The sequence below is a fragment of the Petrotoga sp. HWHPT.55.6.3 genome, from assembly GCF_002895495.1.
In the GTDB taxonomy this organism is placed as follows: domain Bacteria; phylum Thermotogota; class Thermotogae; order Petrotogales; family Petrotogaceae; genus Petrotoga; species Petrotoga mobilis.
In genome coordinates this window covers 41,749-55,247 of the sequence record NZ_AZRJ01000002.1, presented here as the reverse complement: position 1 = coordinate 55,247, position 13,499 = coordinate 41,749, and the positions used below count along the sequence as shown (strand labels likewise).

13 protein-coding genes and 1 pseudogene are annotated in these 13,499 nt (G+C 35.1%); 5 read left to right on the top strand and 9 right to left on the bottom strand.

Going from position 1 to position 13,499, the window contains the following annotated elements:
* The first annotated feature begins 25 nt into the window (after positions 1-25).
* Positions 26-1,519: a gluconokinase gene (locus X926_RS00705; RefSeq protein WP_103064586.1), complete on the top strand. Its 1,494-nt coding sequence runs from the start codon at positions 26-28 to the stop codon at positions 1,517-1,519.
* 14 nt (positions 1,520-1,533) lie between these two features.
* On the top strand, positions 1,534-1,956 hold the full coding sequence (locus X926_RS00700) for a GNAT family N-acetyltransferase (RefSeq protein WP_103064585.1): 423 nt from the start codon (positions 1,534-1,536) through the stop codon (positions 1,954-1,956).
* A 1-nt stretch (position 1,957) separates the two neighbouring features.
* On the opposite strand, the gene X926_RS00695 is transcribed toward X926_RS00700, so the two are convergent.
* The gene (locus tag X926_RS00695) at positions 1,958-3,142 is read right to left on the bottom strand and encodes a sugar MFS transporter (RefSeq protein ID WP_103064584.1); all 1,185 of its coding nucleotides are present in this window, start codon (positions 3,140-3,142) and stop codon (positions 1,958-1,960) included.
* Between the two features lie 112 nt (positions 3,143-3,254).
* Positions 3,255-3,956 (bottom strand): hypothetical protein, encoded by a 702-nt coding sequence (locus X926_RS00690; protein WP_233186645.1) that lies wholly within the window; start codon positions 3,954-3,956, stop codon positions 3,255-3,257.
* Between the two features lie 458 nt (positions 3,957-4,414).
* On the opposite strand from X926_RS00690, the gene X926_RS00685 reads away from it, so the two are divergent.
* From X926_RS00685 to X926_RS10385, 3 genes are all read left to right on the top strand, one after another.
* Complete coding sequence (locus tag X926_RS00685; RefSeq protein ID WP_103064582.1) at positions 4,415-4,777, top strand: helix-turn-helix transcriptional regulator; 363 nt, start codon at positions 4,415-4,417, stop codon at positions 4,775-4,777.
* 133 nt (positions 4,778-4,910) lie between these two features.
* Positions 4,911-5,960, top strand: a complete 1,050-nt coding sequence (gene arsB / locus X926_RS00680) for an ACR3 family arsenite efflux transporter (RefSeq protein ID WP_103064581.1) — start codon at positions 4,911-4,913, stop codon at positions 5,958-5,960.
* A gap of 114 nt (positions 5,961-6,074) precedes the next feature.
* Complete coding sequence (locus tag X926_RS10385) at positions 6,075-6,149, top strand: helix-turn-helix domain-containing protein (RefSeq protein WP_103064638.1); 75 nt, start codon at positions 6,075-6,077, stop codon at positions 6,147-6,149.
* Positions 6,150-6,257: 108 nt separating this feature from the next.
* Here the strand turns inward: X926_RS10385 and X926_RS00670 are convergent, their stop codons facing one another.
* The 7 genes and pseudogenes from X926_RS00670 to X926_RS00640 form a co-directional block, all read right to left on the bottom strand.
* Entirely contained in the window at positions 6,258-6,458 is a 201-nt protein-coding gene (locus tag X926_RS00670; RefSeq protein WP_103064580.1) for a DUF6440 family protein, read from the bottom strand.
* Positions 6,459-6,578: 120 nt separating this feature from the next.
* Positions 6,579-7,013, bottom strand: a complete 435-nt coding sequence (locus X926_RS00665) for an MOSC domain-containing protein (RefSeq protein ID WP_103064579.1) — start codon at positions 7,011-7,013, stop codon at positions 6,579-6,581.
* Between the two features lie 3 nt (positions 7,014-7,016).
* On the bottom strand, positions 7,017-7,253 hold the full coding sequence (locus tag X926_RS00660; protein ID WP_103064578.1) for a hypothetical protein: 237 nt from the start codon (positions 7,251-7,253) through the stop codon (positions 7,017-7,019).
* Positions 7,254-7,270: 17 nt separating this feature from the next.
* Positions 7,271-8,467 carry a macrolide family glycosyltransferase gene (locus tag X926_RS00655; RefSeq protein ID WP_103064577.1) on the bottom strand — a complete coding sequence of 399 codons (1,197 nt, stop codon included), beginning with the start codon at positions 8,465-8,467 and terminating at the stop codon, positions 7,271-7,273.
* Between the two features lie 349 nt (positions 8,468-8,816).
* Positions 8,817-9,851, bottom strand: a complete 1,035-nt coding sequence (locus tag X926_RS00650) for a DUF3644 domain-containing protein (RefSeq protein ID WP_103064576.1) — start codon at positions 9,849-9,851, stop codon at positions 8,817-8,819.
* A gap of 358 nt (positions 9,852-10,209) precedes the next feature.
* Positions 10,210-12,372 (bottom strand): AAA family ATPase, encoded by a 2,163-nt coding sequence (locus X926_RS10110; RefSeq protein WP_158245160.1) that lies wholly within the window; start codon positions 12,370-12,372, stop codon positions 10,210-10,212.
* A 467-nt stretch (positions 12,373-12,839) separates the two neighbouring features.
* Positions 12,840-13,467: pseudogene (locus X926_RS00640) on the bottom strand (SGNH/GDSL hydrolase family protein).
* Between the last annotated feature and the right edge of the window lie 32 nt (positions 13,468-13,499).

The following is a 13,499-nucleotide window of genomic DNA, read 5'->3' as shown; positions in this document are numbered from 1 at the left end:
AAAACAACAAAAGGGGTTTATTGTTATGAAATATGTTTTAGTCCTCGATGTGGGAACGACAAACATGAAAGGAGCAATTGTAAACGAAATAGGAGATATCATTTCTCAAGAAATCAAAAAGATAAATTTAGTTCAGCCCGTGGAAGGGGCAGCGGAACACGATCCTCAAGAATTATGGGAAAACTTTTTGGATATATCTAAAAAGATAATCACAAACTTTGAAGGTGATATTTCATTATTAATTTTTTCTGGGTATCAATTTGGTTTTCTTCCGATAGATCAAAAAGGGAATCCTTTGATGAATATGGTCACACTTTTAGACACAAGATCACAGAATATAATGAACGAAGTAGGAGAAAGATTTTCCTTTGAAGAAATATATCAAAAGACTGGCTGCCCACCTGCCTTTAATTATACAATAGCGAGAATATTGTGGTTGAAAAAAGAAAAACCAGAAATTTTTGCCAAAACCTATAAATTTTTGGACATCAAAAGTTTCTTCACATTCAAATTAACAGGGAAATGTTACACTGAACCAAGTTTAGCCTCTGTTACACAACTTTTGGATATAAAAACGCAAAAATGGGATGAAGAATTAATAAAAAGATTAGGCATTGAAAAAGATCAATTGCCAAATCTTGTACCTGGGAATGTAATAGTGGATACGGTAAAAAAAGAAGTAGCTAAAAAAATAGGCTTAGAAAAAGAGATTCCTATTATGTTAGGAGTATATGACGGTGGAGCAATGATTTTAGGAATGGGGGGTTATAAAAAGAGCGCTGTATGTAATTTAGGTACCACTGCAATGTTTAGAAGTGCGTATAATGAACCATTACTTGATAAAACAGGGCAATATAGACTTCAAACCTATGCTCTATTACCCGGTATGTGGGCTATAGGAGGAGCGGTGAACAACGCGGGTGTAGTTTTGGAATGGTTCAGAAATAATATAGCTAACGGTATGAGTTATGATCAGATAAACGAAGAGGTTTCGAAGGTTAAAACAGGTTCCGAAGGGCTTATTTGCTTTCCATTTCTAACAGGAGAAAGAGACCCAAGAATAGGCAGCTTATCTACCGGTAGTTTTTTTGGATTGAAAACTTTTCACAACTTAAGTCACATGGCAAGATCTATATATGAAGGTGTAGGTTATGGGCTGAACATGATAAAAACAGCTTTAGAAGAAAATGATGTTAATTTAAAAAGATTAACAGTAGGGGGCTCAGGCAGCAAAAGTGATGTCTGGGTTCAAATTTTAGCTGATATATTCAACATCCCTGTAACCAAATCAAAGACCGAAAATGCAACATTGATAGGTGAATCGATGGTAGCTTTTTCACAATTGGGAGTTTACAACGATATTGAGCAAGCTGGGGAAGTTATGATAAAGTTGGGAAAGAGCTTTGAACCCCAAACCTCTTCAGTTAAAACATATGAAGCTTATTACAATTTTTTTGTAAAAATGATCCAAAACTATCGGGATGTGTATACCTTACATGCGCAATTGATCAATTCTTGAGGAGAAGCAGAAAAATGGGAATAAAATTCAGAGAAGCAAAAATAGAAGATTATGAACAGATGTATAGATTGTGGGAAAAAACAGAAGGCATGGGTTTAAGTGAATCTGATACAAAAGAAAATATTGAAAGATTTTTGAATAAAAATCCTGGTTTAAATTTTGTATGTGAAGATAATGAAAAAATTATTGGTACAATTCTATGTGGCGAAGATGGAAGAAGAGGATATCTCTACCATCTTGCTGTTGATAAGAACTATAGAAGAAATGGGATAGGGGAAAAATTGGTAAACTTGGTTTTAAGCAGTTTAAAAGAAAAAGGTATAATAAAATGTCATTTATTTGTGTATTATGAGAACGAAATTGGCAAGACATTTTGGGAAAAAACAGGTTGGTACAAACGCGACGAGCTGATAATTTATTCAAGGGATATTAAATAAGTCAAGGATTACTATGCCTTACCTGTTTTCTCATAAATAAACCGTTTGCCTTTTCCACCATGACTATCATAAGAAAGACCAATATAGTTAAATAAATGGGATATAACCTTATATCAAAATATTCTTGCAAAAATCCAAACAAGGGTGGCATAAGGGTTGTTCCAAGGTATGCTGATGCCATCTGTACGCCTATAATGGAATGTGATACATCCTTACCAAAATTAGTTGGTGTTGAATGTATCAAACTTGGAAATATCGGTGCACAACCTAAACCTATAAGAATAAGGCCTATAAATGCCGTATAATTGATAAAAGGAAGAATCAATAGTAACAATCCTAAAATTATGATTCCTTGTCCTAAACGTACCATGTTCTTATTATTCATTTTAAATGTTATAAATCCAGATATAAACCTTCCTATTGTAATTCCGAAATAAAATGAAGCAGCCCATTTGGCCGCTGTTTCAGCAGCTATACCTCTATTTAGTACTAAATAACTTGCCGCCCACAATCCAGTAGTTGCCTCTAATGCACAATAAGAGAAAAAGGCGATCATTATAGACATTGCCCCAGGCAAAGCAACAACATCTTTTAAAGAATAATTTTTGTATTCTTCTTCTTTACTTTTGTTATTTGTTTTCTTTTCTTTCCACAGTGGCAAAGTAAAAAACAGTACCAGAGTTAAAGCAATCTGAATTAACGAAATAGTAAAATATCCTGAATTCCATTTAAAACCGTTAGTTAATAATATTCCCATAATGTATGGACCAAGTGTGGCTCCAACTCCCCAAAAGCAATGTAACCAGTTCATATGTCTAGCTTTGTAATGTAGGGCGACAAAATTGTTAAGTGCTGCATCAACGCTTCCTGCACCTAAACCGTAAGGTATCCCCCACAAACACAAATGCCAAAATGTATTTGATATAGAAAAACCAAACAATGCTATAGCAGTCATTCCAACACTTATGGCGGTTAGTTTTCCAGTTCCAAGTTTACGAATAGACTTACCGCTGAACAATGTTGAAATAATAGTTCCACAAGAGATAATCATCGATATAATTCCTGCATACGATACAGGCACGTTTAATGTTTCATACATGCTTGGCCATGCTGAGCCTAAAAGAGTATCTGGCAATCCAAGACTGATGAATGAAATATAGATAATCACTAGTAAGATAGAATACATGCTAAAATCTCTCCGTTGATTTAAATTAGAATAAGTTCGAATGATAGTATAGGTATTTTTGGTGATTGATTATATTTACAGATTTAATCCTAAATTTTGAAAATGCTTTTTACTAAAACGCATTCCATAAAAACACAAAAATGAATATACATCCCCAACCATTTCCTGTGATTTCTCTTACTATTAGCATACCATAAATAATGATAATTACAGTTAACATTTCAATGAAACCTTCAAGGGTAACACCTATCATACCGTGTATTAAAATACACGCTATCGCAGAAAAAATCGCACCCCAATTGAGCAATCTGTTTTTCGAGGGAAACCGCAGATTAATTTTATCGCTGATTACCACATAGTTAAAGCCCTCAAAAAAGCCCCACGCTGTTGCGATAATTAACATTGTCACTATATTAACGGGGAACCCGCTCGATAGAGCCTCTTTCGTCATCCATACAGCCTGAAAAGGTAAATAACTTGTTATCTGTTGTGTTACAGCTAAAAAAATGATATGTGGAACAAAACAAATTACGCAGAGGGCAATGGACATCAAAGTACCTTTTAACCTTAAACCATGTGAAAAAAAGCTTTCTTTTCTATAAATTGCTACTATGCTAATTCCTAATCCGGCGATACTAAATTGACATATGGCAGCAATCAAAGTTCTTAACAAAATGGGTATATGCACATTCTTGACTACGTTGTTAAACTGGCTTTGGAAAGCCATACATATTCCAAGAGCTGCAAAAGTTGTAATCAGAATTATCCATAGATCAGCATCCAGTCGTTTCTGTTCTATTGTTGGTTTTCCCATACCCATATGTAAAATCTCCTCCCCTGTACAGATAGATAATAAAAATATCAGGAATTTAAAATGAGTGCCAACCAACTGCCAACTAACTTGGAGAGATTTCTCTCTCCTTTTTATCTGAGAACAACTGTACGTGTCCCTACTTTATCCCATTTTATTTTGTCCCTTTTTCAAGAATTTTTTTATATCATATAATAGTTTATATTAAGAAGTGAATAAAAACAAGTAACTTATAGAAAATTCTTTAAGCCATGATAGAAATAAACAATAAGATATTCGATTATAAGAAACCTTTTTCTTAAGCATAGTTAAAACAGCTATGAATGATTAAAAAAATGTTTTTAACTTTTTCTGCTTTTCAAAAGTGTCGCCACTTCAAAAAATTTTCAAACACATTGACAAAATTTGATATGATGTATATAATAGTATCATATCAAATAATTTTGATATGAGGTGATATTTTGGCAACTGTTTATGAAGAACAGGCAAAAGTATTTAAAGCGTTTTGCGATGAAACACGTTTGAGAATACTTCACCTACTGCGCAGCGGTGAAAAATGCGCTTGTGTTTTGCAAGAACAGTTGAATTTGGGGCAGTCGGGACTTTCCTACCATATGAAGATTCTGGTTGAATCAGGTGTTGTAGAGAGCAGGAAGGAAGGGAAATGGACGTACTACACAATTAGTGAAAAGGGCAGTGCCTATGCGGCTACTTTGCTAAAAAAGCTGACAACCCCTAAAGCGGTTGCAAATGGTAACAAATGCTGCAAAACCAAACCATCTAATGATAACTTTAAAGCAGAAAAACACATTGAAATTATTTGATATTAACATTATTTTATTGAAAGAAGAGCAGTCAAAGTTTGACTGAAATGCCATCTATTATGGCGAGCTTTTATAAGTCGTAGTGGTCCTAAAGATTTTGCAAAAAATCAAATAGAATGTGAAGGGTGGTTATATGAAAAAAAGCGAAAATACAGGGATCAGTTTTTTTGAAAAATATCTAACAGTGTGGGTTATCTTGTGCATGATTGCAGGTGTACTGATTGGTAGGTATCTTCCTGAAATTCCTGCGTTTCTCGGACGCTTCGAGTATGCCAATGTATCCATACCGATTGCCATACTCATCTGGCTCATGATCTATCCGATGATGTTGAAGGTCGATTTTCAAAGTATTAAGAATGTAGGCAAAAATCCAAAAGGGTTATTTTTAACATGGATTATAAACTGGTTGATCAAGCCTTTTACCATGTTCGGAATCGCCTGGTTGTTTTTCTTTGTGATTTTCAAAGCACTTATCCCCCCAGAGCTAGCTAAGGAGTATCTGGCAGGTGCCATCCTTTTGGGAGCTGCTCCATGTACTGCAATGGTATTCGTATGGAGTCATCTAACAAATGGCAATGCAGCATATACTGTTGTGCAGGTTGCAACTAATGATTTGATTATCCTTGTTGCTTACACTCCGATCGTAGCATTTCTGCTTGGTGTAGGAGGAGTATCTATTCCATGGGACACGTTAATTCTCTCGGTAGTTTTGTTCGTTGTCATTCCACTTGTAGGTGGAGTGATAACTCGCAACTATATCACCCGTAAGCATGGTCTAGAATATCTTCAGAACCAATTTATTCCGAAGTTTGGAAATGTCACAACCATTGGACTTCTTTTAACCTTAGTCATCATTTTTTCATTCCAGGGCGATGTTATTCTTGCTAACCCTCTACACATAATTTTGATTGCAATACCCCTGATCATACAGACATTCCTTGTTTTTTTCATTGCTTATTTTTCAAGTAAGGCATTAAAGCTGCCGCATAATATTGCGGCACCAGCCAGTATGATCGGTGCGTCAAATTTCTTTGAACTTGCTGTTGCTGTTGCAATCTCTCTTTTCGGTACACAAAGTCCTGCCGCTCTTGCTACCATAGTGGGTGTTCTAACTGAGGTACCTGTTATGTTGATGCTCGTAAAGATTGCAAATAATACAAAAGATTGGTTCAAGTATGCGTAAATCAAAGGTTGCTTTATGAGAATCCAACAAGAACCTTTTCCAATTTATTGGAGAAATGAAAACTGTTTTAAGTCTTGGTATAATTATAGTATACAATTATATGATTGAATTAGGATGTTAAAAACATACAAGTTTCGTATATATCCAACAAACAAACAAACAAGCAAACAAGCAAATAAACAAACTTAACGAGTCATTTACAATCCTTCTATTCCTCAATCCTTGACACCAATGCCACGGACTTGACTCGAAGTTTCGGCGCCAGAAGTGGGAGCAGACAGACTGCCTCTATATGCGTCATTGCTTTATTCCTAACTTGTCAACAATTACTTTACCATCTGAATCTAATAACGGTGTAATACCCTTTGGCCCAATACCAGTATTCATTAAATAATTAACTCCAGTTTGAGTATCAACAACGATATAAATAGCACCTAATCCTAATGATTGTTCTTCTTTAATGACAAACCGTTCCTGTTTCTTCTGTTTTTTAAACATATAAAAATCTCCCTCGTATAATATGTATGGATGTGAAACTTAAAAATGGTACTAAAAATCTGCCAGGAGTATTGGTTACATTCATTTTAACAGAAAGACCGCAATAGAAAAGACCCTGAATTATTCCAAGACTTCTATCTCATCTCCGGGACGTATATATCCACCCTTTATTACCTTTGTGAACACCCCTTCAAGGGGCATAGCGCAGACACCCACCTGCTCAAAGATTGCACATTTTGTATGACATTTTTTGCCTATCTGACTGATTTCCATTACTGTCTCGCCTATCCTGAGCCTTGTCCCTACGGGATATTTATATAAATCTATACCCTCTGTCGTGAGGTTCTCGGCAAATTTTCCCGCACTAAGGCCTTCGATGCCCAGTGCAGCAATCTTATCAATACTTTCCTGGCCTAAGAGGCTCACTTGTCTATGCCATTTTCCAGCATGGGCATCCCCCATCAGGCCGTGGTTTTCCTTGAAATACCCCAAAGGTATCGGCTCCTTTATCACTCCTTTCTCCTGGCTTATATTAACTGCCGTAACCCTTGCCATATACTATTCCCCCTCGTCTGCCAACATATTAAAACCACCCTGGGTTGTTTCGACCATTTCGGACCCACTTCCCCCTCCACCATGCAAGGCGATAACCAGCGGCATGGGTTGAGATTGCATTATGGAACCTTCTGTATCTTGAGAATCCCGGTCGTTATTGGAAGCGTTAGCCGCCATTCCAATCGCGGAGAGAATAAAAACTAGCATTAATGAGACTAAGATTAATCGTTTCGACTTCATCATCCTTTCCTCCCTACTTAAGCTTCACTTTCCATAACATAATTTAATATAACATCAGCTCCAGTTTTATACCCTCCAGCCTCTTGAAAATCCTCACTTATTTTTCTTGCACTTTCATAAAATGATCTGTTCTCCATAATGTAAACAGACTTTTTAAATAGATATTCAGAATCGATTTCCTTTTTTGTAATACATATCCCCGCGCCCAATTCCTCAACTCTTTTGGCAACCATGACCTGCTCGGATTGCTGGGGCAAAATCAATAGAGGCACCCCGAAATAAAGGGCTTCATTCACACTGTTCATTCCACCGTGGGATATAAACAAACTGGCTCTTTTTAAAACTTCTATCTGGGGAACATAGTTCTCAATATAAATATTGGAGGGTACGACTCCGAATTCTTTTTTATTTACTTTGCTGCCTATGGAAATCAATACATTGAATTCCGACTTAGAAAATGCTTTTATACATTCTCTGTAAAAATCCAGTCTTTCATTTGCAATAGTGCCTAAAGAGATATAGACAAGCTTCCTGTCTCCAATATTTTCAAATGAAAAATCCGGGACATCCTTCCTGTCGTAAATTGACGGGCCTATGAATGCAAACTTATTACCAAGCTTAGCTCCATCCGGCTGAAATTGTAAAGATGTGAATATAATATTTAAATCTTCTTGGTTGCGGAAAAGATCCATTATTTTGCTGTCTACTCCATATTCTACTTTTAATCTTCTTTTTATCGAAACGATATCAAAAATTTGGCCTATACCTACTTCAACCGCCATTTTTAAAATTTTCTTTCTAAATCCATCGGCTTTATTGGTTGTCTCCCGTGATAACACAAAGGTAGATGTCGTATTTATAGCCTTTATTCCAAGATGCTTTGCTATATACTTGCCCCAAGGACACATGGAATCATGGATGATGTAATCAGGCTGCAATTTTCTAATATATTTCATTTCTTTGGACATTACCTCTTCTGTGGCTTTTAACAGCATTCTTGCCAGCTTTACAAAATTACCGCCTGATGTTAGACCTTGAGTAAGAGAGAAACTGTAAGGCTTATATTTTGCCCCTGCTTTTTCAATTTTTTCTCTGAATGCTTCAGTACTGTAATATATGATTGTTTCTCCTCTTTTCACCAGCTCATTTACTATTGGCAGTGTTGGGTTAATATGTCCATGGGCAGGTACATTAAAGAAAATTCCGATTCCCATTAGTTTTCACCTTCCTCTCCTCTTGACAAATGCCAGGCCTTTTCAGCATTGGGCACTTCGATATTCGAAGACACAAACTCTCTTTGAATACTTGAGTGAAAAGATTTGATAAAGGCTTGACAATCTGGATTATGTGGATATCAAAAACTCGTGCACTACACCAATATTTTCCTGAGTTTGACAATTACAAAAAGGCGGGCATCTTAAAGCAGGCATGAATAATTGAAAACAGTGTTTTCAACTTTTTCTGCTTTTCAAAAATGTTGCTAAGAAGAAAATAGGTATTTTACCCCTACAAATTCACTTTTTTACATTCAGTTTATTAAAAAAACAGGCTCAAATGTCAAAGTTAAGAATAAAGTTGAGTATGGTGTTCATTACTTTGATTATATTCTTTTTTTATTTCATCTATCACCAATTCGGAATAGAAATATTGTGAGGATGATCTCTCGTTCTTAGGGTCAAGTTTTCGCTTATAACTTAAGGTTGGGTCTTTTTTTATTTTATTATTCATAATATTATTAAAATCTGGATTTTTTTTAAAACCTTGAATTTTTTCTTTACATATATGCCATACATCATAGTACTTTAAAGGATATTTATTAATAAACTCTTCATCGGATAAATGTACTTTCTGGGCGTCAGGATCGTTCACTGGCTGATATTTGGTCACTTTTACTAATTTCGCGTCTGCTTGATCTGGTGGTGTTAATGCAATTAATACATCACTGTTAGTTATTTTTTTAACGTTCTCTATATAAACATTAAAAGGTAAAACAATTGAATCCTCAATATTTTGATCCTTCAGATCTTCGATTACTTTTACGATGTTATCTATGAAATCCTTTCCTTCCTTAGAAGAAACGTTATCTATTGCTTTTTTAGATAAAAAATCTTCAGGTCTGAATGGTTGTTTAAATCCTAGAGGCATAATGAATAAACCTTGTTCAGCTATTATGTCTCTCGAAAAATGCTCCTTAACAAATTCAACGTAATTTAATGCACAACGCGAAATCAGTGAAAAAATTAGCATCTCGAGAGGTTCTTGATAGAAGTGCACAATTTTATTTCTATACTCTTCTATGATGCATAGATTTTTCTTAACAGCGGCAAAACTATTTGCTTTTTTCTTGTTCAAATAATCATTTACATATTTAACTGCTTTATTAAAAGAGATTGTATGGTCATTATTTTCAAAAATGGATTTGCTTTTCACATATTTTCTTATAAAAGCTTTTAATATTAATTCCCATGCATTTATGAGCAGCAAGGTAGTTGTTTCGTAACGATAAGTAATATTAGGCTTATTATGTATCTCAATAGCAGCAAAATAGGCAGCAATAGAATTTTGCAATAGATTTTTAATTGTATTACCCTTACCCATAATTTGTGCCCCCTCACATTCTGACTCTAATTTCGCTGTTAATTAGATTGAGAAGTAGGGTATCTCAGAGTTCAGATAAGGCAACGAATTTCAATGAATTCTTATATATATTTTTGTAGTAAATTGTTTTTCAAAATCATCAATGATGCATCAAATTTTTACAAGATATAACAGTTTCACTTGTTAAAAATTATCCTCTACTAAGTAACAGAACCAAAAACCTTTGTAGCATCAAATATATTATATACCTCTTGCAATAATTTCATATTCTAGAATTTGGGAACCTTTATTTTAAACATTTTTTCGACAGCAACCACTCGAAGAGAAGAAATATTATAGCATTTTAATGTATTAATTTTTATAAGCTGTTTACAAAATTAGTGATATCCACCCTCTCCTTATTAAGAGCTTGGTCCGTTATATCGATTGCAGGTTGAAAAATACTTAAATTTCCTTCAAAATGGTTAAACTCGTTTATCAAAGTCTTCTTAGATGTCAGTCTAATTCTATCACGTATTTGAGCATTATCCTTTTCATCAGGGTAAGCCGCATTTATAATTTGACCTAACTGTTTGTTTTGATCGGTATCTATTTTAAATTTTTCGACAAGCTTCTTTTCGACTAAAAGCCGTAAAAATAGGTATGTGAACGAATGTCGTAAAGTTTTATCTAATAAAGGATATTTAGAATTATCTAAAATGTTTACACCATCCACTGTTTTGCTTAAAATATCTGGAACTGATACCTCATAGGTATCTGGTATTACACCATCCTTATTTCCAAATAACTCAATGTAAGCTTTGGCAATATCTACTTTTACATCCTTATAGCCATGCATCAACTGAGTTAATTTTTCTGTCAATGTTTCCTTATTGATGATGTTTGCATATCCTCGCATAAATGGCACCATCGAGATGAGAAAAATATTCATATCTTGGATACAATTGAAAATGGGTCCCCTGAATGTGGCAAGCAATTTTTCAAGGCTAATTAACATTTCTTGTTCTTGGCTATTAAGTGGAATAAAACCGTTTTCTTCCCCATCAGTATTATTCATCAAATACAGCTTGTAACATCTTTTGTATTGACTGTCAAGCAAGCGGAGCAAGTCTGTGTTATGAGTTAAAATAATTCGTTTTTTATGATGAAGCATTTTTACAATAGCATATACAACTTTATTCTTGTATATTGAATCAAAACTTGAAATAGGGTCATCAATAACAACAATAGGGCAAGCTGAATTTTTAGCTTTTAAAAACTCAAATGTTAATGACAGAAAATTTTGCTCACCTGTGCTTAGTGGCAATTCACCGCGCGCTTTACCCAAAAATTCATTGTTGGATAACGTAATGCGTAGATTTTTATTTTCGTCGCGTTCCAGTGAAAGCTTTTTATTCATGCTATTACCGATTATTTCTTCAATATAAATCATATCTTCTTCAGAAATTTCGGGTCTTTCATCTATCAATTCTTGATATTCTTTCATTTTTGCTGGCAAATCACTATTGTCAAAAACCGCTGATAATTCGTTAATAACCAAACGTTCAAATATTCCTTTAATGGTTTTAAAATCCGATATCAGTGAGTCTATGTTTCTTTTCGTACCATTGCTAATTGCATCTAGCAACATAACTTTGATGTTAAATGGGTCGGAAGCAGGTACTAAAGAAATAATTTTTTCAATGAGTGGTTGAATATCTTTATCGATCGCTTCAAAGACTTTTGCACGATTATTCTTTTTAGCCGCCAGCAATGCCTGCCAGTCAATGCCAGTGGTATCACAAACTATACATTGATCCTTATGGAAACGATTAAGTATGCCAATAGCTTCCGTATTCTCTTCGATTTCGTGAACATTAGGATTCGAGTTAAGTGTTTTTGATCCTAGTTGTTCGATTTGTTGGATTAGAGAATCTTTGCTTGCATAATCAGATTTTAAAAATGTCAGTTTTGCTTGTTGTTCATCACTTAAAGTAATGCTTTCAAATGTAAGAGAAGCAAATTTATTAATTATTACCTCAGTTGAATATTTTGCACCTTTTGACTTGCTATTAACTATATCCTTTAGGATTTCAGCAATATCAGTATTAGTTATAAGTGAAAGCAAGGGACTGTTTGCAGCAGAAATTCCGTGATTTGATTTTAATTTCTGTATGATCTCGCCTATAATTTTTTCACGGCCTTCGGCTAAGTACTTCTGCAGTTCAAGTTCCTTTTTTATGTTGTCACCAAGGAAGAAGTCTTTCGTTTCGCCAGCGATAATATTTCTGTTATTCTGGTCATTAATGACATGAAATACTGTAGAACCTGAACTGTATGTAACTCCATCCATCTCAAACTTTAATTTAGTACCTTTTGCTCCAGCTAAAACCTTGACAAAACAGGTCTTCCCAGTTCCATTGGGGCCATAAATTACAACAATTTCTTCAGTAGAGGGAAAGTCTATTTCGTTGTTCATAGTGAATGATCTAAAGTCTCTTGTAAAAATCTCCTCATTTTCGATTAAGTTGAATTTAATCATGGTGGTTTAGTTCCTCCTTCAGTAAGCTTTATATTTTAGATTTGCCGCAATAGTTTATTGCATTTTTATATCTCGACACATTTATCCCATTTTTAGCAACATCTTTCCCACATTGACACGCCATTGCATAAAAGTACGTATGAACTACTCGTGCCATGATATGCATGGTAATTTCCATAGCTTTCACTATCGCTGCTCCATCGCAAACGAATTAATAATGTTTATTCCGAAAGTTCTCAACCCTGCATATTTTAAATTGCCTTTCTCTGGAAATATTTTATCACATGAAATGGCTGCAAGCGGAAACGTTATGCCTAAAGGATGGTTATCGGACGGAGTAATAGTTTTTTCAAGTTGTAAGCTTTGGATTATTAAAAATCAGTCGTTTCCAGGTATCCTTAGGAGAAACTATATTGGGAAAGTCACCATCTACGAGCGAAGTAATTCCATGGATTTTAGCGAGCCCTTCACAATGCTTCCACAGCTCGCAGCCAGGATTGAGCTATAAGTGCATGTCCTGCACAGGGACGGATGTACGCCATCGGGGAGCCAAAAGACGGGATCCCTTTGTGCTGCTGCCTGAGCAAATATACCCTCTAACGGTATAAATATGGCATTGAATTCTCTAGCTAGCTTACGCACGGCGTGTACTTTGAGATCTAAGTCCTCTCTCCATTTGACTTGGTCTTCTATCACAGGGAAAACAAAAGGTTCACATATTATCAGGTTAGCGTTCAGTTGTGTTTTCACTTCTTGCAAAATATAACGATAATCTGACTCAAACTTTTCTACCGATGTTGGGTCATCGCTATCATAACGTCGCCAGCAATCATTAATACCGATGAGTATGGATACCCAGGTGGGTTTTAAGGCTATACAGTCCCTCATCCAACGTTCCTTTAAATCTTTCACCCTGTTACCGCTTACTCCTTTGTTTATAAACCTAATGTTTTTTGCAGGACATGCAGCTGATATCCACGATGCCGTTATCATAGGATAACCCAAGCCAAGGTCAGTATCGTTGTTATAATCTCGACCTGCATCAGTTACGCTGTCTCCTTGAAACAATACTATTGCTTTATCTTCTATAAGCATATATATCGAATTCTCCTTTTTCGAATTAATTT

Coding starts and splice junctions, on each gene's coding strand:
- X926_RS00705 (WP_103064586.1), top strand. CDS start 26: ATGAAATATGTTTTAGTCCTCGATGTGGGAACGACAAACATGAAAGGA.
- X926_RS00700 (WP_103064585.1), top strand. CDS start 1,534: ATGGGAATAAAATTCAGAGAAGCAAAAATAGAAGATTATGAACAGATG.
- X926_RS00695 (WP_103064584.1), bottom strand. CDS start 3,142: ATGTATTCTATCTTACTAGTGATTATCTATATTTCATTCATCAGTCTT.
- X926_RS00690 (WP_233186645.1), bottom strand. CDS start 3,956: ATGGGAAAACCAACAATAGAACAGAAACGACTGGATGCTGATCTATGG.
- arsB (WP_103064581.1), top strand. CDS start 4,911: ATGAAAAAAAGCGAAAATACAGGGATCAGTTTTTTTGAAAAATATCTA.
- X926_RS00670 (WP_103064580.1), bottom strand. CDS start 6,458: ATGTTTAAAAAACAGAAGAAACAGGAACGGTTTGTCATTAAAGAAGAA.
- X926_RS00665 (WP_103064579.1), bottom strand. CDS start 7,013: ATGGCAAGGGTTACGGCAGTTAATATAAGCCAGGAGAAAGGAGTGATA.
- X926_RS00660 (WP_103064578.1), bottom strand. CDS start 7,253: ATGAAGTCGAAACGATTAATCTTAGTCTCATTAATGCTAGTTTTTATT.
- X926_RS00655 (WP_103064577.1), bottom strand. CDS start 8,467: ATGGGAATCGGAATTTTCTTTAATGTACCTGCCCATGGACATATTAAC.
- X926_RS00650 (WP_103064576.1), bottom strand. CDS start 9,851: ATGGGTAAGGGTAATACAATTAAAAATCTATTGCAAAATTCTATTGCT.
- X926_RS10110 (WP_158245160.1), bottom strand. CDS start 12,372: ATGATTAAATTCAACTTAATCGAAAATGAGGAGATTTTTACAAGAGAC.